Annotated in this window: 24 protein-coding genes, 1 other RNA gene and 1 riboswitch; of the genes, 14 read left to right on the top strand and 11 right to left on the bottom strand. The window is 74.0% G+C overall.

All coding sequences use genetic code 11. The annotated features are described in order from the left end of the window. Positions 1–544 precede the first annotated feature (544 nt). Positions 545–952: RNase P RNA component class A (gene rnpB / locus QC282_RS05340), an RNA gene on the bottom strand. A gap of 122 nt (positions 953–1,074) precedes the next feature. Then, positions 1,075–2,514: an RNB domain-containing ribonuclease gene (locus QC282_RS05335; RefSeq protein ID WP_279548021.1), complete on the bottom strand. Its 1,440-nt coding sequence runs from the start codon at positions 2,512–2,514 to the stop codon at positions 1,075–1,077. Between the two features lie 160 nt (positions 2,515–2,674). Between QC282_RS05335 and yaaA the strand changes: the two genes are divergently transcribed. Then, on the top strand, positions 2,675–3,457 hold the full coding sequence (gene yaaA, locus QC282_RS05330; RefSeq protein ID WP_279548020.1) for a peroxide stress protein YaaA: 783 nt from the start codon (positions 2,675–2,677) through the stop codon (positions 3,455–3,457). Between the two features lie 74 nt (positions 3,458–3,531). Further along, positions 3,532–4,197: a bifunctional 4-hydroxy-2-oxoglutarate aldolase/2-dehydro-3-deoxy-phosphogluconate aldolase gene (eda, locus tag QC282_RS05325; protein WP_279548019.1), complete on the top strand. Its 666-nt coding sequence runs from the start codon at positions 3,532–3,534 to the stop codon at positions 4,195–4,197. Positions 4,198–4,270: 73 nt separating this feature from the next. Here the strand turns inward: eda and QC282_RS05320 are convergent, their stop codons facing one another. From QC282_RS05320 to QC282_RS05310, 3 genes are read right to left on the bottom strand one after another with little or no spacing between them, the layout of a single operon-like run. Beyond that, positions 4,271–5,563: a bifunctional RNase H/acid phosphatase gene (locus QC282_RS05320; protein WP_279548018.1), complete on the bottom strand. Its 1,293-nt coding sequence runs from the start codon at positions 5,561–5,563 to the stop codon at positions 4,271–4,273. A gap of 12 nt (positions 5,564–5,575) precedes the next feature. Continuing rightward, a complete protein-coding gene (locus tag QC282_RS05315) occupies positions 5,576–6,319 on the bottom strand; it encodes a C4-type zinc ribbon domain-containing protein (RefSeq protein ID WP_336621061.1) in 744 nt (247 codons plus the stop codon). Then, the gene (locus QC282_RS05310; protein WP_279548016.1) at positions 6,316–7,182 is read right to left on the bottom strand and encodes a Nif3-like dinuclear metal center hexameric protein; all 867 of its coding nucleotides are present in this window, start codon (positions 7,180–7,182) and stop codon (positions 6,316–6,318) included. Before QC282_RS05310 ends, QC282_RS05315 begins: the two co-directional genes overlap by 4 nt. A 522-nt stretch (positions 7,183–7,704) precedes the next feature. Between QC282_RS05310 and QC282_RS05305 the strand changes: the two genes are divergently transcribed. Then, the gene (locus tag QC282_RS05305) at positions 7,705–8,907 is read left to right on the top strand and encodes a hypothetical protein (protein WP_279548015.1); all 1,203 of its coding nucleotides are present in this window, start codon (positions 7,705–7,707) and stop codon (positions 8,905–8,907) included. 98 nt (positions 8,908–9,005) lie between these two features. Beyond that, a complete protein-coding gene (locus tag QC282_RS05300) occupies positions 9,006–9,164 on the top strand; it encodes a hypothetical protein (protein ID WP_279548014.1) in 159 nt (52 codons plus the stop codon). 191 nt (positions 9,165–9,355) lie between these two features. Here the strand turns inward: QC282_RS05300 and QC282_RS05295 are convergent, their stop codons facing one another. Beyond that, the gene (locus tag QC282_RS05295; RefSeq protein ID WP_279548013.1) at positions 9,356–10,213 is read right to left on the bottom strand and encodes a MaoC/PaaZ C-terminal domain-containing protein; all 858 of its coding nucleotides are present in this window, start codon (positions 10,211–10,213) and stop codon (positions 9,356–9,358) included. Positions 10,214–10,465: 252 nt separating this feature from the next. Next, complete coding sequence (locus QC282_RS05290; RefSeq protein WP_279548012.1) at positions 10,466–11,218, bottom strand: class I SAM-dependent methyltransferase; 753 nt, start codon at positions 11,216–11,218, stop codon at positions 10,466–10,468. 569 nt (positions 11,219–11,787) lie between these two features. Between QC282_RS05290 and QC282_RS05285 the strand changes: the two genes are divergently transcribed. The 4 genes from QC282_RS05285 to QC282_RS05270 all read left to right on the top strand — a co-directional run bounded on the left by QC282_RS05285 (position 11,788) and on the right by QC282_RS05270 (position 16,391). Continuing rightward, the gene (locus QC282_RS05285) at positions 11,788–13,527 is read left to right on the top strand and encodes an MFS transporter (RefSeq protein ID WP_279548011.1); all 1,740 of its coding nucleotides are present in this window, start codon (positions 11,788–11,790) and stop codon (positions 13,525–13,527) included. 293 nt (positions 13,528–13,820) lie between these two features. Continuing rightward, positions 13,821–14,483, top strand: a complete 663-nt coding sequence (locus tag QC282_RS05280) for a class I SAM-dependent methyltransferase (RefSeq protein ID WP_279548010.1) — start codon at positions 13,821–13,823, stop codon at positions 14,481–14,483. Positions 14,484–14,493: 10 nt separating this feature from the next. After that, positions 14,494–15,456, top strand: coding sequence for an N-acetylmuramoyl-L-alanine amidase (locus tag QC282_RS05275; protein WP_279548009.1), 963 nt, complete (start codon positions 14,494–14,496; stop codon positions 15,454–15,456). Positions 15,457–15,647: 191 nt separating this feature from the next. Continuing rightward, a complete protein-coding gene (locus QC282_RS05270; RefSeq protein WP_279548008.1) occupies positions 15,648–16,391 on the top strand; it encodes a DUF5336 domain-containing protein in 744 nt (247 codons plus the stop codon). A 91-nt stretch (positions 16,392–16,482) separates the two neighbouring features. Here the strand turns inward: QC282_RS05270 and QC282_RS05265 are convergent, their stop codons facing one another. Continuing rightward, on the bottom strand, positions 16,483–16,806 hold the full coding sequence (locus QC282_RS05265) for a putative quinol monooxygenase (protein WP_279548007.1): 324 nt from the start codon (positions 16,804–16,806) through the stop codon (positions 16,483–16,485). A 278-nt stretch (positions 16,807–17,084) separates the two neighbouring features. Between QC282_RS05265 and QC282_RS05260 the strand changes: the two genes are divergently transcribed. Beyond that, positions 17,085–17,378: a hypothetical protein gene (locus QC282_RS05260; protein WP_279548006.1), complete on the top strand. Its 294-nt coding sequence runs from the start codon at positions 17,085–17,087 to the stop codon at positions 17,376–17,378. Positions 17,379–17,445: 67 nt separating this feature from the next. On the opposite strand, the gene QC282_RS05255 is transcribed toward QC282_RS05260, so the two are convergent. From QC282_RS05255 to QC282_RS05245, 3 genes are read right to left on the bottom strand one after another with little or no spacing between them, the layout of a single operon-like run. Beyond that, the gene (locus QC282_RS05255; protein WP_279548005.1) at positions 17,446–18,516 is read right to left on the bottom strand and encodes a terpene cyclase/mutase family protein; all 1,071 of its coding nucleotides are present in this window, start codon (positions 18,514–18,516) and stop codon (positions 17,446–17,448) included. Then, positions 18,513–19,256: a class I SAM-dependent methyltransferase gene (locus tag QC282_RS05250; RefSeq protein ID WP_279548004.1), complete on the bottom strand. Its 744-nt coding sequence runs from the start codon at positions 19,254–19,256 to the stop codon at positions 18,513–18,515. Before QC282_RS05250 ends, QC282_RS05255 begins: the two co-directional genes overlap by 4 nt. Next, positions 19,250–20,641 carry a glycosyltransferase family 4 protein gene (locus QC282_RS05245; RefSeq protein WP_279548003.1) on the bottom strand — a complete coding sequence of 464 codons (1,392 nt, stop codon included), beginning with the start codon at positions 20,639–20,641 and terminating at the stop codon, positions 19,250–19,252. Before QC282_RS05245 ends, QC282_RS05250 begins: the two co-directional genes overlap by 7 nt. 237 nt (positions 20,642–20,878) lie before the next feature. On the opposite strand from QC282_RS05245, the gene QC282_RS05240 reads away from it, so the two are divergent. From QC282_RS05240 to QC282_RS05220, 5 genes are all read left to right on the top strand, one after another. Beyond that, on the top strand, positions 20,879–21,511 hold the full coding sequence (locus QC282_RS05240) for a TetR family transcriptional regulator (protein WP_279548002.1): 633 nt from the start codon (positions 20,879–20,881) through the stop codon (positions 21,509–21,511). Between the two features lie 101 nt (positions 21,512–21,612). Then, positions 21,613–21,669: riboswitch (cobalamin riboswitch) on the top strand. 137 nt (positions 21,670–21,806) lie between these two features. After that, on the top strand, positions 21,807–23,051 hold the full coding sequence (locus QC282_RS05235; RefSeq protein WP_279548001.1) for a terpene cyclase/mutase family protein: 1,245 nt from the start codon (positions 21,807–21,809) through the stop codon (positions 23,049–23,051). After that, positions 23,048–23,677 carry an SCO2322 family protein gene (locus QC282_RS05230; protein WP_279548000.1) on the top strand — a complete coding sequence of 210 codons (630 nt, stop codon included), beginning with the start codon at positions 23,048–23,050 and terminating at the stop codon, positions 23,675–23,677. The genes QC282_RS05235 and QC282_RS05230 overlap by 4 nt, the downstream gene beginning before the upstream one ends. Continuing rightward, positions 23,670–24,842 carry a CbiQ family ECF transporter T component gene (locus QC282_RS05225; protein WP_279547999.1) on the top strand — a complete coding sequence of 391 codons (1,173 nt, stop codon included), beginning with the start codon at positions 23,670–23,672 and terminating at the stop codon, positions 24,840–24,842. The genes QC282_RS05230 and QC282_RS05225 overlap by 8 nt, the downstream gene beginning before the upstream one ends. After that, positions 24,839–25,602: ABC transporter ATP-binding protein (locus tag QC282_RS05220; protein WP_279547998.1), on the top strand; the 764-nt coding region annotated here is incomplete at its 3' end. The genes QC282_RS05225 and QC282_RS05220, both read left to right, overlap by 4 nt.

Raw genomic sequence — 25,602 nt, 5'->3', positions numbered from 1 at the left:
AGTTCGCATCTTCGCATGCGGATAGGAGTCGCCTTTGAGGGCGTGGACCTCGCTCAGTACGCTCGCTCAGGACTCGAAGCTGCGACCAAGCGATCGGTCTACCGGTGCGACCGGACAACCGTCTTGGATCACCAGCCTGCCCGGCCCCGACCGGCCGCTTCCGTTGTTCCCATGCTCCAGGCCCCGTCGAGGGTTCGAACCTGCGCACCGCGAGAAATGACAGGGCGCCGTCAATCGCCGCGTCATCCGACACGCGTTTTCGGTAGAGCGTCGACATGGCCACGATGAGCGGATCCCCGCAGGTCACAGGGGGTTCACCACGACCAGCCCTTGTCTGCGGCCCCTGCCCAGGGCTCGAATCTGCGCAACACTCGCTCGGTACCCCGTCGTACGAGCCGAATCACGCCCCGCCGACCGCTCCCCCATTTCACAACCGTTGCACAATCACGCGGGAACTCCCGGGAACCCGCAGGTAGAGCGGGAACCTTCTCTTAACGGAAAATGGCCCCGCCCCGGGTGAATCCCCAGGTCAAGGCCATAAAAGCAGACGAGTCGGGCTGTACGCCGGGTTCTGTTCCCCGGTGTCCTCGCGGACGCCGGGGCGACGGCCATCCATCTAGGGCCGGTGTTGCCACCGGCCTCGTGCGGTCTACCCGCGGACTCGGGCGGGCAGCCCTCGAACGTCCGCGCAGAGCGCGTTTCACGGCGCTCCTCTTGACCTTGCTCCGGGTGGGGTTTACCTAGCTGCCCAGGTCACCCTGGGCACTGGTGGTCTCTTACACCACCGTTTCACCCTTACCGAGGACCGAGGTCCCCGGCGGTCTGTTTTCTGTGGCACTGTCCCGCGGGTCACCCCGGGTGGCTGTTGGCCACCACCCTGCCCTGTGGAGCCCGGACGTTCCTCGGGAAGCTCCCCCGAAGGGTCACTCCACGCGGCCGTCCGCCCGGCTCGTCTGCCGTGTGAACCATGCTACCGGGCCCGGAACGGCCGACGGCCCGCCGTCCGCACGCCGCCGCCCGAGGTGGACCTCGGCCGCCGAAACGCCGACGACGCTCACAGCCTCGCAGGCGCCGTCACGCGGGCGCGAAACGCACGCGCCGTGCTGCCGGGTCGGCCTGCGTGAGGCGCACCCGAAGACGCCGGCCCAGCATGCCTTCGCCCGCGCCCTCGATGCGGCCGATCACCGCCGGGGACTCCACCTGAACGGTGCCCGTGTCCGGGCGGCGGTCCTCGATGTCCACGACCACGCCCTCGAACACCTCCCCCACCCGGTCCTTCAGCAGCGCCGCCTCCACGATGTCGACGCAGGCCCGCTCCACCGCGCCCGCGCGCCGCGTGCCCTCGGTCATCTCGCCGGGCAGCGCGTCGAGGGCGGCCGGCACCCAGTCGGGCAGGGCCTCGCCGGCGACCGCCGCCAGGCACAGCTCGGTGGCGTACCGGTCGGCGAGGCGGCGCAGCGGCGCCGTGCAGTGGGTGTAGGGGGCGGCCACGGCGGAGTGGGTGGTGATGTCCGGCAGGGTGCCGTCGCGGAAGACGGTGTAGCCGGCGCCGCGCAGCAGCGTCGTGCACTCCTGGAGGAACGCCGCGTGCCGCGGGTCGCGCGGGTCGAGGGAGCGGATCAGTGCCGCGTACGAGACGTGGTGCGGCCAGTCGACGTGCAGCGCCTCGGCCGTGCGGCGGAGCCGGGCGACCGCTCCGTCGGGCGCGGCGGGCAGGGTGCGCAGGACGCCGGTGCCATTGGCGAGCATCAGGTCGGCGGCGGCCATGCCGGTGAGCAGGGAGATCTGGGCGTTCCAGCCGTCGGCGGGCAGCGGGGCACGGTAGGCGAGTTCGTAGGCGTGGTCGCGGGGGACGATCTCCTGCTCGGGGACGTTGAGGGAGATGCCGCCGCGCTCCACCTCCTGGCGCTCGCGCAGCCGGCCGATCTCGGCGAGCAGGGCGAGGGGTTCCTCGGCGGTGCCGTCGTCGATCCGCCGCTGCGCGGTCGCGTAGTCGTAGCGGACCCGGCTGCGCACCAGTGCCCGGCGTACGTCCACGGCGACGGTGCGGCCCTCGGCGTCGAGGTCGATCGTCCACAGGGCGGCCGGCCGGTCCTGGCCCGGCAGCAGGCTGGCGGCGCCCTCGCTGAGCACGGGCGGGTGCAGCGGGACGCGGGTGTCCGGGAAGTACAGCGTGGTCACCCGCCGGTGCGCCTCCGCGTCGACGGCTCCGCCGGGCCGGACGAAGGCGGCGACGTCGGCGATGGCGTACCGGACGCGGTAGCCGGTGCCCTGCCGGGAGAGGTGCATCGCCTGGTCGAGGTCGGTGGAGGTGGGCGGGTCGATGGTGAAGAGGGGGATGTCGGCGGTGGCGTCGTCGGCGGGCAGCACCGGGTTCCGCGCCGATCGCTCCGCCTCGGCCAGCACCTCGGGCGGGAAGTCCTCCGGGATGTCGAGTTCGGCGCGCAGGGCGGTGAGGGCGGCGCGCAGCGGGGCCGCGGGGGTACCGGAGACGCGGATGTGGCGGCGGGGCATACGGCGAGCGTAGGGCGGGGACGGCCGGGTGGCACGGCGGGGGACGGTGAAGAACGCCGAAGGACGGCGGGAGACGGGCCCGGAGGCACGGCGGGACGGCGCCGTGGCCCGCCGTACGCACGCCGTACGCTGTCCGGAGTTCGACAGAAGGAGATCCTCGGTGCTTGTCCTGCTGCCTCCCTCGGAAGGAAAGGCGTCCTCCGGCCGCGGTGCCCCGCTGAAGCCGGAGTCCCTGTCGCTGCCGGAGCTCACGGCGGCCCGCGAGGCCGTGCTGGAGGAGCTGGTCGAGCTGTGCGCGGCCGACGAGGACAAGGCCCGCGAGGTGCTGGGGCTGAGCGAGGGGCTGCGGGGCGAGGTCGCCAAGAACGCCGGGCTGCGCACCGCCGGGGCACGCCCGGCCGGGGAGATCTACACGGGTGTGCTCTACGACGCCCTGGACCTGGCCTCGCTCGACACGGCGGCCAGGCGCCGGGCGGGCCGTTCGCTGCTGGTGTTCTCGGGGCTGTGGGGCGCGGTCCGGGTGACGGACCGGATTCCGTCCTACCGCTGCTCGATGGGCGTGAAGCTGCCCGGTCTGGGCGCGCTGGGCGGGCACTGGCGTGCGCCGATGGCCGAGGCGCTGCCCGCGGTGGCCGGGGGCGGGCTGGTGCTGGACCTCAGGTCGGCCGCGTACGCCGCCGCCTGGAAGCCGAAGGGCGAGGTCGCGGAGCGGACGGCGACGGTGCGGGTGCTGCACGCGCCGACCCGGAAGGTGGTCAGCCACTTCAACAAGGCGACCAAGGGCCGGATCGTACGGAGCCTGCTGACGTCCGGTGCCGTGCCGAAGGGCCCGGCGGAGCTGGTGGAGGCGCTGCGGGACCTCGGGTACGAGGTGGAGGCGCGGGCGCCGGTCAAGGCGGGGCAGGCGTGGGCGCTGGACGTGCTGGTGACGGAGGTCCACTGACAGCGCAGGCACCGCCCGTTGCATGATGTGCAACGGGCTTTGCACATGATGCGCGTGCTGGGCAGGATGAGGCCATGGCTTCCTCCTCCACCGCTTCCTCCGCCCTGCCCGGTTCCGTGCTGGACCTCGCTCCCGTCGTGCCCGTCGTCGTCATCGAGGACGCCGCTGACGCCGTGCCGCTCGCGCGTGCGCTCGTGGCGGGCGGGCTGCCCGCGATCGAGGTGACGCTGCGGACGCCCGCCGCGCTCGACGCCATCCGCGCGATCGCCGGCGCGGTGCCCGAGGCGGTGGTCGGGGCGGGCACCGTGGTCACGCCTGGTCAGGTCGCCGACGCGGTGGCGGCGGGGGCGCGCTTCCTGGTGAGCCCCGGCTGGACGGACGTACTGCTGGAGGCGATGCGGGCGTCCGGTGTGCCGTTCCTGCCGGGGGTGTCGACCACGTCCGAGGTGGTGGCGCTGCTGGAGCGCGGGGTGCGGGAGATGAAGTTCTTCCCGGCCGAGGCCGCGGGCGGCACCGCGTACCTGAAGTCGCTCGCCGGTCCGCTGCCGCAGGCCCGCTTCTGTCCGACCGGCGGTATCGGACCCGCCTCCGCGCCCGCGTACCTGGCGCTGCCCAACGTCGGGTGTGTGGGCGGCAGTTGGATGCTCCCGGCGGACGCGGTGGCCGCCCGGGACTGGGCGCGCGTGGAGTCACTGGCCCGCGAGGCGGCCGGGCTCGGGGCGGGTGCGGGGCGTCGGTGACAGCAACCGGCCCAGCGCGGGCCGGAGATGCCGCCGGCCCACGCGGCTGCCGGGCGTCCCTGAGGGCGTGGGCTCAGCGCAGGTGTGAGGTGTCGTTGAAGAGGCGGACGCTCGCGTTGCCGTCCGCGTAGTACGCCACCGCCGACAGCGACGCCGCCGACAGTTCCATGCGGAACAGCGACTCGGGCGGGGCGCCCAGGGCGAGACGTACGAGCGTCTTGATCGGCGTGACGTGCGAGACGAGCAGCACCGTGCGGCCCGCGTACGCGGCGACGAGCTTGTCCCGGACGGCGGCGATACGGGTGCCGGTGGCCGCGAAGCTCTCGCCCCCGCCGGTGGGTTCGGCGTCCGGGGAGGCCAGCCAGGCGTCCAGGTCGTCCGGGTGGCGCTCGCGGACCTCGGCGAAGGTCAGCCCCTCCCAGGCGCCGAAGTCGGTCTCGCGCAGGCCCTCCTCGACGGCGACCTCCAGGCCCAGGCGGTCGGCGACGATCCTCGCGGTCTCGCGGGTACGGGCCAGGGGCGAGGACACGACCGCCTCGATCGTGCCGCGCCGGGCCAGCGCCGCGGCGACCTTCTCGGCCTGCTCCCGGCCGACGTCGGACAGGGACGGGTCGCTCCCGCCGCTGCCGGAGAACCGCTTCTGGGGGGTGAGGAGCGTCTCGCCGTGCCGCAGCAGGACGAAGGTGGCCGGGGCGCCCATGTCGGGGGGTCCCCAGCCGGGGGCGGCGACGGCCTTGGCCACCCGGGTGTCGGCGTCGGCAGCACCGGCGTCGGCAGCACCGGCGTCGGCATCGGCGGCCCGGGTGTCGGCGTGGGCGGCGATGCGCCCGGGCCCGGGGGACGCGGCCCCGGCTCCGCCCGGGTCGGCGACCCCGCCCAGTTCCGCGGCCCCGCCCGATGCCGCGGCTCCACCCCGGGCAAGGTCCGCCGCCGAGCGGTGCACCACGTAAGCGCCCGCCGACGCGCCCCCGTCCATCGCCTCGTTCGCCAGCCGGTCCGCGTGCTTGTTCCGCTCGCGCGGGATCCACTCGTACGTGACCTGACCGGGCGGAAACACCCGTACCGCCTCCGCCGCGAGCGGCTTCATGTCGGGGTGCTTGATCTTCCAGCGTCCCGACATCTGCTCGACGACCAGCTTGGAGTCCATCCGGACCCGGACCGTGGCGGACGGGTCCAGGTCACGGGCGGCGCGCAGACCGGCCAGCAGCCCTCGGTACTCCGCCACGTTGTTCGTGGCGACGCCCAGGTACTCGGCCGCCTCGACCAGGGTCTCCCCCGTCGCGGCGTCGACGACCACGCAGCCGTAGCCCGCGGGCCCCGGGTTGCCCCGTGACCCGCCGTCGGCCTCGACGATGAACTCCCGCACGGACCGCGTCCCTTACAGGCCGGACTCGGCCGTCCGCACCAGGATGCGGCGGCAGTTCTCGCAGCGCACCACCGTGTCGGGCGCCGCCGAGCGGATCTCGCTGAGCTCGGTGATGGCCAGCTCCTGACGGCAGCCCTGGCAGGTGCGGGCGTAGAGCTTCGCCGCGCCGACGCCGCCCTGCTGCGCGCGGAGCTTGTCGTAGAGCTTGAGGAGGTCGGCCGGGACGGAGGCCGCGACGACCTCGCGCTCCTTGGTCACGGTCGCTTCCTCGCCGTCGATCTCCTCGAACGCGGCGTCACGGCGCGCGGTCGCGTCGTTGATCTTCGACTGGACGGCGGAGACCCGCTCGGTGAGCTCGGCGACCCGCTCCTGCGCGGACTCGCGGCGCTCCATGACCTCCAGGACGACGTCCTCCAGGTCGCCCTGCCGCTTGGCGAGGGACGCGATCTCGCGCTGGAGGTTCTCCAGGTCCTTCGGGGAGCTGACCGCGCCGGAGTCCAGGCGCTTCTGGTCGCGGGCGGCGCGCTGGCGCACCTGGTCCACGTCCTGCTCGGCCTTGGTCTGTTCGCGGGCGCAGTCGCTCTCCTCGGTCTGCGCGGCCACCAGCAGGTCGCGCAGCTGCGTCAGGTCCTTGGTCAGCGACTCCAGTTCGGCGTGCTCGGGCAGGGACCTGCGCCGGTGGGCGAGCTGCTGCAGGCGGACGTCGAGGTCCTGGACGTCGAGGAGTCGGATCTGGTCGGCGGGCGCGGCGTTCAGTTGGGGGCTCCCAGTGGGTCAGGTGTGGTGGCGGAGGCCGCGTGGGCGGTCCAGGGGTCGGTGACCGTCTTCGAGACGTGGACGCGGAGATCCCATCCGTGCCGGTCGGAGATCTCGTCGAGCTGGCTCGCGGCCAGCTCGCACCAGGGCCATTCGGTGGCCCAGTGCGCCGCGTCGAGCAGCGCGAGAGGACTGTGGGCGCGATCCGCCACGAACTCCGACGCCGGGTGGTGGCGCAGGTCCGCGGTGAGGAAGGCGTCGACGCCGGCCGCGCGCACGTGGTCGAAGAGGCTGTCGCCGGAGCCGCCGCTGACGGCGACCGTGCGGACCGTCGCCTCGGGGTCGCCGGCGACGCGGATGCCCTGCGCGGTGGCGGGCAGCCGCTCGGCGGCGCGGGCGGCGAACTCGCGGACGGTGACCGGGTGGTCCAGCTCGCAGACCCGCCCGAGGCCGCGGCGGCCCTCGGGGTCGGTGGCGTCCGGCACGAGGGGGCGTACGACGCGGAGGTCGAGCGCGCCCGCGAGCGCGTCGGAGACGCCCGGGTCGGCGGTGTCGGCGTTGGTGTGGGCGACGTGCAGCGCGATGTCGTTCTTGATGAGGGTGTGCACGACACGGCCCTTGAAGGTGGAGGCCGCGACCGTCGTCGTCCCGCGCAGATAGAGCGGGTGGTGGGTGACGAGCAGGTCGGCGCCCAGCTTCACGGCCTCGTCGACGATCTCCCGCACGGGGTCGACGGCGAACAGCACCCGGGAGACGTCCTGGTCGGGATCGCCCACGACGGTCCCGACCGCGTCCCAGGACTCGGCCCGCTCGGCGGGCCACAGGTTCTCCAGCGCGGCGATGACTTCAGACAGACGGGGCACGTGGGAAAGGCTACCTGCCTGCTCGTCGGGGTGGCACCGCCGTCCACGGGAGCTTCCGCGCCCCCCCCGGCCGCCGCACGGCCCCCCGGCGTCCGACGGCACCTCTCCCGGCCGGAACGGCGACCACACCTGCGCTCGCGCCTTGGCCCCCTGACCCCGCCGACCCCGCCGACCCCGCCGACCCCGCCGACCCCGCCGACCATGGTCCCGGCCCCTGCCCCTGACCCCAGCCCTCACGAACAGATGCTCGCCGACCGCGCCTGTGTCCCGGCCCGGCCGTCCGTACTCCGTGCGCAACGCGCACCGCCCGGCGGTCCGACCGCGACCCGGAACACCGCTGAGTACAGCCGTCTTCGCGGGTGCGGGGAGCCGCCCGCCCTCGCGTCGGCGGCCCGGTCGGCACACCGGACCGGGCTTCTCAGCAGAATCGCTTCTGCGCCACTCGTAAGGGCGAAGCCCGTGCTCGACCGTCCCACGGCCGTGCGTACGAAAACTCGCTTCGTCGCTGGAGGTGACCGAACGATGACGGCCTGTGCGATCGAGCCAACGGCGGAACACGCGGAACCCGGGAAGGAAGGGACCCCGCCGACAGGCTGCGCCCTCACCGCGGACGGTGCCTACGCCGCGCGGCTCGCGCGGGACGGCGACGCGTGGTTCCCGGAGCGCTGGACGCTGGACGGACCGGAGCCGTACGCGGTGCCGCTGCCCGGCAACCAGCCCGAGGAGCCCGGCACCGAGGTGCAGCCGATGGGCGACGGGCGGGTGCTCGTCCACCGGCCGGTGGACGGGCGGCACGCCTTCTCACTGCTGTATCCGACCGGCCCCGGCACCGGCGAGCTGCCGCTCGGCACCGTGCGGTGCCCGGTCGAGGGCACCCGGCTGCGGCTGCTGCCGCCCGCGCCCGGCGGCGACCGGGCGTACGCCCTCGCGGTGGGCCCGCGCTCCAGCACGGTGTGGCTGGTGGCCGGCGGGGCCTTGGGGCCGGAACAGCTCGCCGAGGTGCCCGGCCGCTGCTCGGGCGGCGTGTGGCTGGACGGCAGCGGGCGGATGCTGGCCCTGGACCGGGAGACCGGCGGCCGGACCAAGACGGTCGTGGTCGACCTGGAGCGCGGCGAGGTCTCACCGCTGTTGCAGATCACCGAGGACAGCGACGACCGGCTGCTGCTCGCGGACCCCGACAGCGGGCTGCTGATGATCGGCTCGGACGCCCCCTCGCCCGGCGAGCCCCGGCTGGGCTGGGGCGTCCTCGGCAGCACGCTGCCCGCACGCTTCCCGGAGAGCCTGCGTGTGCAGGACTGCACGGTCACGCCGTTCACCGTGCAGCCGGGGCAGGTGCTGACGCCCGAGGCGTGCGCGGTGGCGCTGCGCGTGGACGGGCCGCTCGGCAGCTGGGTCGGCATGTGGCGGCCCGCCGGCCGGCAGATCCACCATCTCCCGGCGCCGAAGGGCTGGTTGGCGGGTACCGGGTGCTGGACGAAGGAGGGTGTGCTCCAACTCCCTTACATCACGCGGGAGGTGCCGTGCGGTGTCGCGCGGCTCGCGGCACCCTGGGGGGACACGAGCGGCGCGGGGGGCCCGGTCCGGGACGGCACGGCCCCGTCGCAGGCCGCGGAGGAGCCCTCCGCGACGCCGGGCGGGCCGTCGGACCAGGGTCCCCCGGCGCCTGCCGCGCCACGCCCGGTGCCCTTGCGGGAAGCGCCACTTGGACGGCTTGTAACGAACTAGTGCCGGTTGGCGCGGCCGCCTGGATTCGCCCCATGGTGTGCCGGTTACACTCGCCCGGCTGTAGGAAAGATCATGTTTGACGGGGTGAGTTCCTTCCGATGAGCGACGTAATGAACCAGCCGCTCCCGGCCGACGTCCAGGAGATCGCCGCCGGCCACGGCCGGCATCGAGGCGAGGTCTCCACGCAGGACAGTGACGCGGCGCCGCGCGGTCGTCACCGCAAGCCCGCCGACGAGTCCGAGTCGACCGCGGCCTGACCCAGTACCGGCCGGTCCTGCGCGGTGGGCCGCGGGTCTCTCCCGCGGCACGCCGCACCGACCGGCCCTCGGTGTCACACGGCCCCGCCCGTCACCCGACGGGCGGGGCCTTCGCATCGCGTCCGTCACGCGGCGGGCGGGGCCTTCGCATTGCGCCCGTCACGCGGCGGGCGGGTCCCCGCATCGCGCGCTCAGGCGTACCGGACCCGCCCGCTCCCCAGTACGGGCACGTCGCCCCGCTCGACCGCGCTCACCTCCGCCCGCGCCTCTCCGGCCCCGCGCCACATCCGGACCCGCAGCGTCTCCCCCGGGTACACCACGCCCACGAACCGCGCCCGGTACGCCCGCACCCGGCCCGCCTCGCCCGCGAGGAGCGTGTCCACGACCGCCTTGAGGGTCATGCCGTAGGTGCACAGCCCGTGCAGGACGGGCCGCTCGAAGCCCGCGGCCCGCGCGAACTCCGGGTCGGCGTGCAGGGGGTTGTCGTCACCGGTCAGCCGGTAGAGCAGCGCCTGGTCCGGGCGGACGGCCCGCTCCACCGTCGAGTCAGGCTCACCGGGGGGCTGTTCGGGTGCGGCGGACGGCCCGCGTGCACCGCCCCAGCCGCCTTCGCCGCGTACGTAGACCTCCGCGTCGCACGTCCACAACGGGCCGCCCCCGTCGGCCACTTCGGTCCGCATGACGAGCACGGCCGCCTTGCCCTTGTCGTGCGCGGCGACGACGCGCGACGTGGCGGTGGCGGTGCCGGCGGCGGGGACCGGCCGGTGCAGGCGCAGGCTCTGACCGGCGTGCAGTACGGCCGCCAGGTCCACGTCGACACCCGGCATGGACAGTGCGCCGATCACCCCGGGCGGCCCGCCGCCGGCGACGGTCGCGAAGCTCGGCAGGACGCACAGGCGGGACTCCAGGGTGTAGCGCAGTTCGGCGGGGTCGGTCGCGGGGACGCCCGCGCCGATGCCGAGGTGGTAGAGCCGCACGTCCCGGTCGCTCCAGGAGATCTCCTCGACGCGGGGTGCGGCGCCGAGGGCCTTGTCGACGTCGATGGTCATGGCACTCCTGTCGGGGGTCGGCCGTCGTGACGGGCGGGAGGGCGGGCGGGGCACGCGCTGCCCGGAACCTCGGTGGGCCACTCTGCCCGACGGTCGGCCCGCTCCGGCCCGGCGGGGACCGACTCCGACCGCCGGGACCGACTCCGACCGCCGGGGCCGCTCCGACCCCCGAACGGGCCCGGCGCCAGAGCCGGCTCCCACTCCCACTCCCACTCCCAGCTTGGCGGCGGCGCCGGGACCCGCCCCGGCCGGCTACCGCACCCGCCGGAACAGTGCCGTCCACAGGAAGTCCGCCCCGAAGTGCGGTGAGTCCTCGGGTTCGGCACGCATGCGGCGCAGTTCGAGTTCCGTGAGATCCGGCTCCGGGTGGCCCGAGAAGATGTGACGCAGCGATTCCGGGGTGTAGGCGAGGCCGCCGTGCAGCCGGCCCTGGCGGTAGAAGTCCGCGTCCGGCAGTTCGGAGCCCATGCCGCCCGCCGCGAAGCAGGTCAGCGCGAAGGTGCCGCCGGGGGCCAGCACCCGGTCGAGCAGGGCGAGGTAACTGACGCGCCGGTGCGGCGGCAGGTGGTGGAAGCAACCGGAGTCGTACACGAGGTCGTAGGGGCCGGGCAGTTCCGTACCGGCGAGCGCGAACGCGTCGCCGCAGTGGAAGCGCACGCGCGCGGCGCCGGTTTCCCGGGCACGCTCGCGCGCCCAGTCGACGGCCGTCGGCGACAGGTCCACGGCGTCCACGGCGAAGCCGTGCGCCGCCAGGTGCAGGGCGTTGCGGCCGGGTCCGCAGCCCAGGTCCAGGGCGCGGCCCGGGGTGACGAGGCCGCGGTCGAGCCAGGCCACGAGGCTCTCGTCGGGCTTCGCCACGAAGAACGGCACCTGGCGGGAACGGTCGGCGTAGAAGCCGTCCCACCAGTCGGCGCCGCCGCGCCCGGTCCAGCGGTCGGCGTCCGGTGCGAACAGGTCGTCCAGGAGCGCGAGTACGTCGTCGACAGTGCGTATGTGCCGGTCCATCCGCCCCCCTTCCGCGTCCCCGCGATCCTATGGCCAAGGGCAATGAAAGCCCAGGTCAGAGCACATGTGGACACCTTGTCCCGAGCTGTTGTGGGGGCGTTCTCCGGGGTGCGGGGAGGGCCGGTGGGGGATCACTCCCGGGTCGGTGGGAGACGGTCCGCACGGCGCCGCCAGGGTCCGTCGAGGCCCCCTGCCGGCGTCCGCGCGAGGCTCCGTTTTCCGGACCCGCCAGGCGACCGGGCGCCGCGACGGCGGACAGCCGCACGCCACCACACCGCCACCGTCGCCAGCGTCACCGGCACCGGCACCGGCACCGGAGGTGTGTGTTCCGGAAGCGTCGGCAACGCCAAGAGAAGGTCAAGATTTCGTTAGGCCGCCAAAGCAACGGAATAGTTGCCCGAGCGGACGGGGTTCATGCTGCACGTACCGGCCGGGATCTCCGTACCCGTCCCGACCGGGGTCCTCCTGCCCACCCCGGCCGGATTCCTCGTGCCCGCCCCACGTCCACTCACGTCCGCTCACGTCACATCACGTCCACTCACCGACCTTCGGCCTGGAGGCCTCATTCCATGACGCTCACGACGACCGACCAGTCCGCAGGCAGAGCGAGCGGGGCCGTGGTCCCGGTGCTCGCCTTCGCGGGCATCGTTGTCGCGGTGATGCAGACGCTGCTCGTCCCCGTCATCAAGGACCTGCCCCTGCTGCTGGACGCCTCGGCGGACGACGCCACCTGGGTCCTGACCTCGACACTGCTCTCGGGCGCCGTGGCCACGCCGATCATGGGCCGCCTCGGCGACCTGTTCGGCAAGCGGCGGATGCTGATCGCCAGCCTCTCCGTCATGGTGGTCGGCGCGCTGGTCAGCGCCTTCACCAGCGCCCTGCTCCCCATGATCGTGGGCCGTACGCTGCAGGGCTTCGCGATGGGCGCGATCCCGCTCGGCATCGGTCTGATGCGCGACATGCTGCCCCGCGAGAAGCTCGGCTCGGCGATGGCGCTGATGAGCTCCTCGATCGGCGTCGGCGGCGGTCTCGCGCTGCCCCTGGCCGCCATGGTCGCGCAGCACACCGACTGGCACGTCCTCTTCCACGGCGCCGCCGGGCTGGGCGTCGTCGCCATCGCGCTCACGCTCCTGGTGGTGCCCGAGTCGCCGGCGCGCGCCAAGGGCACCTTCGACGTCCTCGGCGCCGTCGGCCTGACCGCCGGGCTCGTCCTGCTGCTCCTGCCGATCACCAAGGGCAGCGCCTGGGGCTGGTCGTCCGGCACCACGCTCGGCCTGTTCGGCGCGGCCCTCGCCGTGCTGCTGCTGTGGGGCGTGATGGAGCTGCGCATGGCCGCCCCGCTGGTCGACCTGCGCACCACGGCCCGCCGCGAGGTCCTGCTCACCAACCTCGTGTCGATCATGGTCGGTGTCTCCTTCTACGTCGTCTCCCTCGTCCTGCCGCAGTTGCTCCAGCTGCCCACCGCCACCGGCCACGGGCTGGGCCAGTCGATGGTGGTCGCCGGTCTGTGCGTGGCGCCGCTGGGCCTGACGATGATGTTCACCGCCCCGGTCTACGCCCGCCTGTCCGCCCGGTACGGCCCGAAGACGACGCTGATCATCGGCATGATCGTCATCGGGATCGGATACGGCGGCGGCCTCGGCCTGATGGACGCCGCCTGGCAGACCGTCGTCACCTCGGTGGTGCTGGGCGCCGGCATCGGTCTCGCGTACTCGTCGCTGCCCGCGCTGATCGTCGGTGCCGTACCGGCCTCCGAGACGGGCGCCGCGAACGGCCTCAACACGCTCATGCGCTCCATCGGCACATCCACGTCGAGCGCCGTGATCGGCATGGTGCTGGCGAACACCGCGGACTCCGTCGGTGGTGTGGAGATCCCCACCATGGAGGGCTTCCGGCTGTCCTTCCTGATCGCGACCGCGGCGGTGGCCGTCGGCCTGGTCCTCGCCCTGTTCCTGCCGGGGCGGCGCCCGTCCGGCCTGCCGCAGCTGCGCGCCAGCAGCGAGGAGGACGCGAACCTGGCGCGCGCCGAGGAGGCCCTGCGGGGTTTCCGCGGCCGGGTCGTGGACGCGGGCGGGGCGCCGGTCGCGCGCGCCAAGGTCACGCTGATCGACCGGCACGGCCGCCAGGCGGGCGCGACGCTGTCCGCCGAGGACGGCAGCTACGCGCTCTCCGTACCGGCGCGGGGCGCGTACGTGCTGGCCGCCCGCGCCCGGGGCCACGCGCCGCTCGCCTCCGCCGCGACCCACGCGGGCGACGAACGGCCGGTCGACCTGGACCTGGCCCTGCCGGGCGAGACAGTCACGGCCTGACGGCCTGACGGCCTGACGGCCTGACGACCTCACGGCACCACGGCACCACGGCACCACGGCACCACGGCACCACGGCACCAGAACCTCACGGCACCACGGCACCACGACCTCACGGCACGACGACGCCCACGGCCCGACGGCCGGTCACCGCGTCGGCAATGCGCAATACGCACTCCGCGCACCCCCTGTCGGACGCCCGGCGGGGGTGCGGCAGCATGGAGCCGCCCGGGTGCACCGCCCGGCCAGGCGCGAACCGGACTGACCGGACTGACCGGAGTGAAAGGCAGGACCCCATGTCGGCGGCACCCGAGCCGGAGATCATGGCCGCGTTCGAGGCGGCGAAGGGGTTCATGCCCGTGGACGAGGGCCTGGCCCTGTACGCGGCGGCCGTGCGGGCCGGACGGCTCGGGCTTCCGCTGCTGGAGGTCGGCACGTACTGCGGGCGCTCGACGATCCTGCTGGCGGACGCCGCCCGGCAGACCGGCGTCACCGCGCTGACGGTGGACCACCACCGCGGCAGCGAGGAGCAGCAGCCGGGCTGGGACTACCACGACCCCGGGACCGTCGATCCCGAGCTCGGCGTCATGGACACGCTGCCCACCTTCCGCCGCACGCTGCACCGGGCGGGCCTGGAGGACCACGTGGTGGCCCTGGTCGGGCGCTCCCCGCAGGTCGCGCGGCTGTGGAACGCGCCGCTCGGCCTGGTCTTCGTCGACGGCGGCCACACCGACGAGCACGCCACCGCCGACTACGAGGGCTGGGCCCCCCATGTGGCGGAGGGCGGCCTGCTGGTGATCCACGACGTGTTCCCGGACCCGGTGGACGAGTTCACCGGCCAGGCCCCGTACCGCGTCTACCTCCGGGCCCTGGCCTCGGGCGCCTTCACGGAGACGTCCGTCACCGGTTCGCTACGGGTGCTGCGGCGAACGGGAGCGGGGATCCGAGAGCGCGGTTAGAGTCGCTGACGTGTCGTACGCAGGCCCGGAATTCGAACCTTCCCGCTCCTCGCGGTCCCGGCGGCCGATGATCGTGGCGGTGGCCGCGTTGCTGCCGGGGGCGCTGCTCGGCTGGCTCGTGTACGAGGCGGTCGGGGACACGGGGGGTGGTTCCGGCGGGGCGGCTGTGGCGTCGTCTCCGGCGGTGACGGCGGGCGGGTCCGCCCCGGGCAGCGGTGACGACGGCAAGGAGGCCGGTGCGTCGCCCTCCCCCTCCATCACCGAGCCCTCGCCCTCCGCGTCCGCGCCCGCCGGCTCCGGGCCGCTCAAGGGCAAGGTCGTCGTCATCGACCCCGGGCACAACCCGGCCAACTTCCAGCACCCTTCCGAGATCAACCGCCAGGTGAACATCGGGACGGGCTGGAAGGAATGCGACACGACGGGCACGGCGACCAACGACGGCTACACCGAGGCGAAGTTCACACTGGACGTCGCCCACCGGATGCGTGAGCTGCTGGAACAGCAGGGTGCCACCGTGAAGTTGACGCAGGACGCCGACCGTCCGTTCGGGCCGTGCGTGGACGAGCGGGCCCGGATCGGGAACGCCGCGCGTGCCGACGCCGTCGTCTCGGTGCACGCCGACGGCTCGGCGGCCGGCAACCGCGGTTTCCACGTCATCCTGCCCGGCAGCGTCCACGCGGGCGCCGCCGACACCCGGCCCATCGTCGGCCCGTCCCGGGACCTCGGCGAGCGCGTCGCGGGCAAGTTCGTCCGTGCCACCGGCAGCGCCCCGGCCAACTACGTGGGCGACGGGACCGGTCTCGTCACGCGCACGGATCTCGGTGGTCTCAATCTGTCAACAGTTCCCAAGGTGTTCATCGAGTGCGGCAACATGCGCGATAGCAAGGACGCGGCGCTGCTGACCAGCGGCGCCTGGCGGCAGAAAGCGGCGCAGGGCATCTCTGAGGGAATCGTGAGTTTCCTGCGCGGGTAGCGGTCGGCAGGCGGATCCCTGCGGACACCTCAACCGGGCGGACGATAGTGTCGTCCTTACGATGAGGGGCCACCCCCGCGCTTCGCACCCGGGCCTCAGGGCGACACGGTGACAGCGACGCCTCTACCGACGACGAGACGACCTACGAAGGACCTGAAGTGAATATCCGCTCCCTCACTCGAGGCGACGGCGTGGTGATCGGAGCAGCGGTATTGCTGTTCATCGCGTCGTTCCTCGACCTGTACACCGTCAAGGGGTACAGCCTGGACGCCACCGCGTGGGACAACCTCGGCACCGGCCTCGGCCTGTACGTGGGCGGCGTCATCGGTGCCGCCCTGATCGTCGTCAACCGCTGCCTCCCGCAGCCCCGCAAGGTCGCCGGACTCGACCTCGGGACGGTCGGCGCCGCGTTCACGGTTCTCGTCGCGTGGAGCCTGTTCTGGATGCTGGTGGACGTCGGGGAGGGTGCCAGCGCCGCGGCCGGCCTCATCCTCGGCTTCATCGCGGCCCTGGTGCTGGCCGGTGCCGCCGTCGCCACGCCGCTGCTCCCCGCCCTCCAGGGTGGCCTCGTCCCGGCCCCGCGTCCGGCCGCCCCGCAGCCCTACGGCGTTCAGCCGCAGGGCGGCTACGGCTACCCGGGTGCGCAGCAGCCCGCGTTCGGCGGTCAGCCCCAGCAGGGTCAGCCGCAGCCGGGCCAGCCCTACGGCGGTCAGCCGCAGCCGGGTCAGCCGGCCGGGGACTTCTCGCCGTTCTGGTTCGCCGTGCCGGTGCCCCGGCCGCTGTTCCCGGAGGACGGCTCGCCCACGCCGATCGCCGAACTCGCGCCGGGCACCTGGTACCTGGCCGTCGAGCAGCGCGGTCAGGCCCTGGTCGCGCAGACGCAGGACGGCCGCCGCGGTGTCCTGCAGGACACGTCGGGCATCCAGCGCGGCTGACGCGCGACGCACGTCGTAACGGCCGACGGCCCCTGCCCTTCGCGGGCGGGGGCCGTCGGCCGTTGCGCGCTCACCGGACCGGCTGACCGGACTACTCGACGGCCATTTCGCCGAGTTCGGACCAGTCGTTCTGCTCCAGCGTCGTGTTCACGATGCGCGGCGTCGCGGCGAGGTACCGCGGCAGCTTTTCCTGCGCGGCCCTGAAGTGCGCGGACCGGACGTGCGCGGCGCCCGCCTCGTCGTCGCGGAACGCCTCAACGAGCACGTATTCGGTGGGGTCGTCGACGCTGCGGGACCAGTCGAACCACAGGCAGCCCGGCTCCTCGCGGGTGGCCCGCGTGAAGTCGCCGGAAATGTCCGGCCACTGGTCCGCGTGCTCGGGCAGCACCCGGAACTTCGCCGTGATGAAGATCATGGGGTCTCTCTCCGTGTCGTCGGTGTCTCGGGGCCGGCGTGACGTCTTCGGCTTCAGCGGTCGCCGGTGCCGCGCCGCACGCGGCGGCGACCCGCCCCGCACATATCGGTGTACTCAACACCTACATTACCGATGCGTCGATCTGCGGCATACGGGCACCGGGCCTTCCGTGAGCATGCGGGACATTTCCTCCCGCAGTGTCGTCCGGCCGGCCGCAAACCGCCGCCCGCCGGGGCCCGTTCGGGTTTCGTCCGGTGTGCCAGGGCTACTCGACGGGCATGTCCCCTCGATATCGCACCAGCGCCAGTCAGGCCGGCACGGTCATCGCGGTCGTCGCCGACGTCATGGCCCTCATCCTGGGCCTGTGGATCCTGATGTACCTGCTGGACGCGAACCGCGCGAACGCCTTCGTGCAGTTCGTCCACGACGTCGCCCGCTGGCTCGCGGGCTGGTCCCACGACCTGTTCACGTTCGACGAGGAGTGGGCCCGGGTCGTCGCCGGGTACGGACTGGCCGCGGTGGTCTACCTGTTCGTGGGCCACGCGATCGCCAACCGCGTCCACCGCCACTGAGACCGGGCGACGCGGCGCCCACGCCGTACGGATCTGCCGTCGGCCGGCGGCACCGTACGACCCGTCGTCAGTCGCAGCAGTCCGGGTCGAGCCCCGACGGCAGGCGCTCCCCGCCGAAGACCGCGCAGGTGGCGTCGTGACCGCCGAGCGCGGCGACCGCGAGCAGCAGGGAACCGGCCGTCCAGGTGGTGAGTTCCCGCGGCCATATGACCCCGTCGTCGAAGACGTAACCCGTCCAGTACAGCCCGGTATCCGGGTCGCGCAGGTGCTGGATCGACTGCAGGATCTCCAGCGCGCGGTCGGACTCGCCCGTCGCCCACAGCGCCAGGGCCAGTTCGGCCGACTCGCCGCCGGTCACCCACGGGTTGGGCACCACGCACCGCACTCCGAGACCGGGCACCACGAACCTGTCCCAGCCCTCCTCGATACGGGACTTGGCCTCGGCGTCCGTCAAGGCGCCGCCCAGCACCGGGTAGTACCAGTCCATCGAGTAGCGGTCCTTGTCGAGGAACCGCTCCGGGTGCCTGCGGATCGCGTGCCGCAGCGCGCCGACCGCCAACTCCCAGTCGGGCTGCGGTTCTTCGCGCTGCTCCGCGATGGCGAGCGCGCAGCGCAGGGCGTGGTGGATCGAGGAGGAGCCGGTCAGCAGCGCGTCCGCGGTGCCGGTGCCGTCGTCGTCGCGCCGCCAGCCGATCTGGCCGCCGGGCTGCTGGAGCCGCAGCACGAACTCGACGGCCGCGTGGACGACCGGCCACATGCGGTCCAGGAACGTGTCGTCGCCGGTGGACAGGTAGTGGTGCCACACGCCGACGGCCGGATACGCGACGAAGTTGGTCTCCCGGCCCCGGTCGGTGACGTCCCGCGCGTCGCCGTCGGCGTAGGCGGCGTACCAGGAGCCGTCCTCGTTCTGGTGCCGGGCCAGCCAGGTGTACGCCCGTTCCGCGGCCTCGTGTTCACCGGCCGCGTCCAGCGCCATCGCCGCCTCGACGTGGTCCCACGGGTCCAGATGGTGCCCCCGGAACCACGCGACGGCGCCGTCCTCGCGCTGCACGTCGAGGATGCCGCGCACGGTCTCGGCGGCCTGCTCGGCGGTCAGCACCCCGGGCAGGACCAGGTGTTCCGTCCGGGGAGTGGTCACTTGGCGTCCGCCTCGGCCACGCGGGGCAGGTGCGGCTTGGTCGCGTACGCCACGAAGCTCTTGCCGATCAGCGGGTTCAGCGCCTGCTCGGCGACCCGCGTCGCGAGCGGCTTCTTCACGATGTCCCAGACCAGCAGCTTGTGGTACGCCCGCACGGGCAGCGCCTGGTCGTTGTCGACGCCGAAGGCGCACTTGAGCCACCAGTACGGGGAGTGCAGCGCGTGCGCGTGGTGCGTGCCGTACGGCCTGAGGCCGGCCCCGCGCAGCTTCGCGAGGAGTTCGTCGGCCCGGTAGATGCGGATGTGGCCTCCCTCGACCTCGTGGTAGGCGTCGGACAGCGCCCAGCAGACCTTCTCGGGGCCGTAGCGCGGGACGGTGACGGCGATCCGGCCGCCCGGCCTGAGCACGCGGACCATCTCGGCGAGGACGCCCTTGTCGTCGGGGATGTGCTCCATCACCTCGGAGATGATGACGACGTCGAAGGACTCGTCCGGGAAGGGCAGCGCGAGGGCGTCGCCCTCCATGGCGGTGGCGGTCGCGCCCTCGGGCGCCTCACCGGCCTCCTTCATCGCCGCGAACCACTTCGCGACCTCGCGGATCTCCTCGCCGTTCTGATCCAGCGCCACGACCCGCGCACCGCGCCGGTAGCACTCGAACGCGTGCCGTCCGGCACCGCAGCCGAGGTCCAGGACACGGTCGCCCGGTGCGAGGGGGAACCGGGAGAAGTCGACGGTCAGCACGTGGCCCTGCTTTCGGGGTAGACGCCATCAACATCGGGGGTGAGAGCTGCGGCGGGAGCGCCGGGGGCGGTGCGGGACGCGGCGGCGATGGCCTCCCGGTAGCGGGCCACCGTGCCCTCGGCGGCCCGCGCCCACGTGAAGTGCCGCAGCACCCGCTCACGACCGGCCGCGCCGAGCCGCGCGCGCAACTCGGCGTCCCCCAGCAGCCGGCTCAGCCCGGCGGCCAGCGCGCCCGCGTCGCCGGGCGGCACCGCCAGGCAGGTCTCCCCGTCGCGGCCGGCGACCTCGGGGATCGCGCCGCCGGTCGTGGCGAGCAGCGGCGTGCCGGTGGCCATGGCCTCGGCGGCGGGCAGCGAGAACCCCTCGTACAGCGACGGCACGCAGGCGATTTGCGCCGAGCGGACCAGGTCGACCAGTTCGGCGTCCGAGATGCCCTTGACGAACCGGACGGCGCCGTCGAGCCCGTACCGCTCGACCGCCTGCGCGACGGGCCCGCCCGAGGGCCGCCTTCCGACGACGACGAGGTGGGCGCCGGGGTTCTCGGTGCGTACCTTCGCCAGCGCCTCGACCAGGAAGACGAGGCCCTTGAGCGGCACGTCGGCGCTGGACGTGGTGACGATCCGGCCCGGCACCTTCGGCACCGAGGGGTCGGGCGAGAAGAGGTCGGTGTCGGCGCCGATGTGGACGACGTGGATGCGGTCGTCGCGCACGCCGAGGTGGTCGACGATCTCCTGGCGGGAGGTGCCGGAGACGGTCAGCACCGACGGCAGCCGGCGCGCGACGCGCTTCTGCATGCGGGTGAAGGCGTACCAGCGGCGCACGGCGTAGCGGCGGCGCCGGGTCTCGGCGGCGTCGAGTTCGAGCTGCCGGTCGACGGTGATGGGGTGGTGGATGGTGGTCACCAGGGGCGCGCCGATGTCGCCGAGGAGGCCGTAGCCGAGCGTCTGGTTGTCGTGGACGACGTCGAAGTCGCCGCGCCGGGCGCGCAGATGGCGGCGGGCGCGCAGCGAGAAGGTGAGCGGCTCGGGGAAGCCGCCGGTCCACATGGTGGCCACTTCGAGGGCGTCGATCCAGTCGCGGTACTCGTCCCGCTTCGGGGTGCGGAAGGGGTCGGGCTGGCGGTAGAGGTCGAGGCTGGGCAACTCGGTGAGGACCGGTCCGTCGCCGCCCGCGCCGAGGTCGTCGAGGACGGGGTACGGCTGCGCGCCGATGACCTCCACGCGGTGCCCGAGGCGGGCGAGTTCGCGTGAGAGGTGCCGGACGTAGACGCCCTGGCCGCCGCAGAACGGGTTGCCCTTGTACGTGAGGAGCGCGATGCGGAGCGGTCGCCTGCCGTCGGCAGCGGGGCCCTCCGGGGGCGCCGCCTCCCTGGCCTCAGCGGTCACTCTGGGCCCCCTTCTGCCTGCACTGTCCCGCGAGATTACGACGGGACGCTAATCTAGAACAAGTTTCAGACTTGATCGTTCAAGAGGCTCCGAATCTACCGGCAGGTAGGGGCGCTGTGGCCAGTGGACCGGGTGATTCGCGCCACGGCGCGCAACCCCGGCATGCCGCGCGATCACTCGCCCTCACCGACTGTCACGGAACGCACGGGAACGCACGGGAACGGACGGGACGGCACCATGGCTGCGGGATCCACAGCGGAGGCGGGCGCGGCACGACCGGCCGCCGCCCCGCTCACCGAACGGCAGGAGGCGCGCCGCCGCCGCATCCTGCGCGCGACCGCGCAACTGGCCGCGCGGGGCGGGTTCGACGCGGTGCAGATGCGGGAGGTCGCGGAGTCCTCGCAGGTCGCCCTCGGCACCCTGTACCGCTACTTCCCGTCCAAGATCCACCTGCTGGTCGCCACGATGCAGGACCAGTTGGCCCGGCTGCACGGCACGCTCCGCAAGCACCCGCCGGCGGGCGAGACGGCGGCCGAGCGGGTCGCGGAGACCCTGATGCGCGCCTTCCACTCGCTCCAGCGCCGACCGCACCTGGCCGAGGCGATGGTGCGCGCCCTGACGTTCGCCGACCGCAGCGTGAGCCCGGAGGTGGAACAGGTCTCCCGCCGGACCACGGCGATCATCCTGGAGGCCACGGGCCGCCCGAGACCGACCCCCGACCAGCTCTCCGCGATCCGCGTCATCGAGCACACCTGGCACTCGACGCTCATCACCTGGCTGTCGGGCCGGGCGTCGATGGCCGAGGTGCAGGCCGACATCGAGACGGCGTGCCGCCTCATCGACCTCCCGGCGGCCGGGCAGGACCGGTAGCCGGAACCGGCAGCGGGGACGGGGAGCCGCCCGCCTCACCGCTGCCGCCTCCCTACGGGCGGGTAGAGTGGCGAGTCGTCATCACACCCGTACGGGGGAAAGCCGGTGCAATTCCGGCGCTGACCCGCAACCGTGAACCACCCAGGTGGTGAGCCGGATCGCCCCGTACGGTCAGTGAACGGCTCGCGTGCCCGGCGCCGTGCCGGAGCACGGCACCGTCGAGGTACACGGAGCCGAGCCGCCGGGGGTGCCCCGTGCTGTCCGGCTCCCCCACAGGGAGAGGCACCCGCCGATCATGAACGTCCGCCGCAGCGCCGCGGTCCTGGCCGCCACCGCCGTGATCGGTGCCGCCGCACCGGCCGCCGCCGACCCGTCCCCGTCGCCGTCCGCGGTCCTCCCCTCCGGCCAGTACGGCCCGGCCGACCCGACGTACGACGGTGTCTGGCGGCAGTCCCTGGCGCTGCTCGCCCAGCACACGGTGGGCGTGCGGCCCGCGCCGAAGGCCGTCGACTGGCTGCTGCGGCAGCAGTGCGCGAACGGCGCCTTCGCCCCGTTCCGCGCCGACGCGGCCAAGCCCTGCGACGCCAAGACGATGGTCGACACCAACAACACGGCCGCCGCCGTCCAGGCCCTCACCGCGCTCGGCGGTCATGACGCCGCCGCGGGCAAGGCCGTCGACTGGCTGAAGTCCGTGCAGAACGAGGACGGCGGCTGGGGTTATGCCCCCGGCGGGGCCAGCGACACCAACTCCACGTCCGTCGTCGTCGGCGCCCTCGCCGCGGCCGGCGAGAAGCCCGCGGACGTCGTGAAGGGCGGCAAGTCCCCCTACGACGCCCTCCTCGGGCTCGCCCTGCCCTGCGAGGGTGAGGACGGCGGCGCGTTCGCCTTCCAGCCCGACAAGAAGGGCGAGCTCGCCGCCAACGCCGACGCCACCGCCGCGGGTGTCCTCGGCGCCCTCGGCAAGGGCCTGGTGGTCGAGGTTGGCGAGAAGACCGGCACGGCCGCGAAGACCTCCTGCGCCGATACGGGCAGGGCCACCCCGGAGCGGGCCGCCGCCAACGGCGTCGCCTACCTCACCAAGTCCCTTGCCGGCAAGGGCCATCTGACCCTCGCCGGGGCCGGCGGTCCGGACTTCGGCAACACCGCCGACGCCGTCGTCGCCCTCGCCGCGTACGGCGCCACCGACCGGGCGGGCACGTCCCTCGACTGGCTGCGGAAGAACTCCGCCGCCTGGGCGAAGCAGAGCGGCCCCGCCGCCTACGCCCAGCTGATCCTCGCGTCGCACGCCACGGGCGCCGACCCGCGCGACTTCGGCGGCCGGAACCTCGTCGAGCAGCTGAACGCGACGGGCCCGGCCCCGCGGAGCGGGACGGCGGCCGAGGACGGCGGCAAGGACCAGAAGGACGAGAAGGACCAGAAGGACGAGCAGAAGGACGACTCCTCGCCGTTCGGCGTCTGGTGGTACGTGGGCGTGTGCCTGATCGTCGGCATCGGCTTCGGCTTCCTGCTGAGCGGGCGCAACCGGAAGCAGCAGCCGTGACCGGCCGCCGTCCCTGGGTGCTGCTCCTGGCCGTGCTCGTGCTGTGCGCGGGCGCGGGTCCGGCGCAGGCCGCCGGCTACCGCTACTGGTCCTTCTGGGACCGCGACGGCGACCGCTGGGCCTACGCCACCCAGGGCCCGGCGACCGCCCGCCCCTCCGACGGCGACGTCCAGGGCTTCCGCTTCGCGGTGAGCGAGAACTCCGGCGACGCGGCCCGGCCGCGCGGCGAGGCCCGCTTCGCGGCGATCTGCGCGGCCACCCCGGAGCGGGAGGGCAGGAAGCGAGTCGCCCTGGTCATCGACTTCGGCACCAGGACGGACGCCCCGTCCGCGGACACCCCGCCGCCCCCGCGCACGGCCTGCGCGAGCGTCTCCCCCGACGCGACGACGGCCGACGCGCTGGCAGCGGTGGCCAAGCCCCTGCGCTACGACGCGAACGCCCTGCTGTGCGCGATCGGCGGCTACCCGAGGACGGGCTGCGGGGAGCAGGTGTCGGACACGACGGCCGGGAAGCGGCAGCCCGCCACGGACAGCGGCCCGTCGCTGGGTCTGGCCGCGGGCGGCGCGGCCGTGGCGCTGCTCGCGGCGGCGGCCGTCTGGCAGGCCCGACGCCGCCGGCATGTCTGACCCGCGCGGCGCCGCCGCGCCGGCGCCGGCACGGGGACCGGTGCTCCGGCACCACTCCCACGCCCCGCTGCACCCCGGGGCCTGGTGGCTGTGGGCCGTGGGCCTCGGCATCGCGGCCACCCGCACCACCAACCCCCTGCTCCTCACCCTCCTCACCGCCGTCTCGGCGTACGTCGTCGCGGCCCGCCGCCCCGACACCCCCTGGTCCCGCTCCTACGGCACCTTCGTCAGGCTCGCCCTCGCCGTCCTGGTCGTCCGCCTCGTCTTCACGGTGGTCCTCGGCTCCCCCGTCCCCGGCACCCGCACCCTCCTCACGCTTCCCGAAGTCCCCCTGCCCGCCTGGGCGCAGGGCATCCGCCTCGGCGGCGACGTCACCCTGGAACCGCTCGTCTTCGCCCTGTACGACGGCCTGAAGCTGGCCACGCTCCTCGTCTGCGTCGGCGCCGCGAACGCCCTCGCGAACCCCTCCCGCCTCCTCAAGTCCCTCCCCGGCGCCCTGTACGAGACGGGCGTCGCCGTGGTCGTCGCCCTCACCTTCGCCCCGAACCTCATCGCCGACGTCCGGCGGCTGCGCGCCGCCCGCCGCCTGCGCGGCCGACCCGACAAGGGCCTGCGGGGCCTGCTCCAGGTCGCCCTGCCGGTCCTGGAGGGCGCGCTGGAACGCTCGGTCGCACTCGCCGCCGCGATGGACTCCCGCGGCTACGGCCGCACCGCCCGCGTCCCCGCCGCCGTGCGCCGTACGACCGCCGCGCTCACTCTGGGCGGCCTGCTCGGCGTGTGCGCGGGCACCTACGGGACACTGACCGCGGAGGGCGGCACGTACGGGCTGCCGGTGCTGCTCGCCGGGGTGGCGACCGCGCTGGCGGGGCTGTGGCTGGGCGGGCGCCGTTCGCCGCGCACCCGGTACCGGCCGGACCGCTGGGGCGCCCGCGCCTGGCTGGTCGCCGGGTCCGGGGCCGCCGTGGCCGCCGCGCTCGCGCTCGCCGCCGTACGCGACCCGGGGGCCCTGCACCCCGGGGTCGTCCCGCTCGTCGCCCCCACGCTCCCGGTGTGGCCGGCCGCGGCCGTACTGCTCGGCCTGCTGCCCGCCTTCGTCGCACCGGCCCCCGTCCCCGCCCCCGTCCCCGCCTCCGTCCCCGTCCCACCGCCGAGGGAGCAGCCGTGATCCGCTTCGAGGATGTCTCCGTGACGTACGACGGCGCGGCCGGACCGACCGTGCGGGACATCGACTTCACCGTCCCGGAGGGCGAACTCGTGCTGCTGGCCGGGCCGTCGGGCGTCGGCAAGTCGACCGTGCTCGGCGCGGTCAACGGCCTCGTCCCGCACTTCACCGGCGGCACGCTGCGCGGCCGGGTCACCGTCGCCGGCCGGGACACCCGCACGCACAAGCCGCGCGAACTCGCCGACCTCGTCGGCACGGTGGGGCAGGACCCGCTCGCCCACTTCGTGACCGACACCGTCGAGGAGGAACTGGCCTACGGCATGGAGTCGTTGGGGCTGGCGCCGGACGTGATGCGGCGCCGCGTGGAGGAGACGCTGGACCTGCTGGGGCTCGCCGACCTGCGGGACCGTTCCATCGCGACGCTCTCCGGGGGCCAGCGGCAGCGGGTCGCGATCGGTTCCGTCCTCACGCCGCACCCGTCCGTGCTGGTCCTCGACGAGCCGACGTCCGCGCTGGACCCGGCCGCCGCCGAGGAGGTCCTGGCCGTCCTGCTGCGTCTGGTGCACGACCTCGGGACGACCGTGCTGCTGGCCGAACACCGCCTGGAACGCGTGGTGCAGTACGCCGACCAGGTCGTCCTGCTGCCCGAGCCGGGCGCGGCACCGGTGGTGGGCGACCCGGCGGACGTGATGGCCGTGTCCCCGGTGTATCCGCCGGTGGTGGGGCTGGGCCGGGCGGCGGGCTGGTCACCACTGCCCCTGAC

The organism is Streptomyces sp. DH24 (assembly GCF_029813775.1).
Taxonomy (GTDB): domain Bacteria; phylum Actinomycetota; class Actinomycetes; order Streptomycetales; family Streptomycetaceae; genus Streptomyces.
Note: the sequence above shows the minus strand (reverse complement) of the source record. Positions and strands in the feature narration are given on the sequence as shown.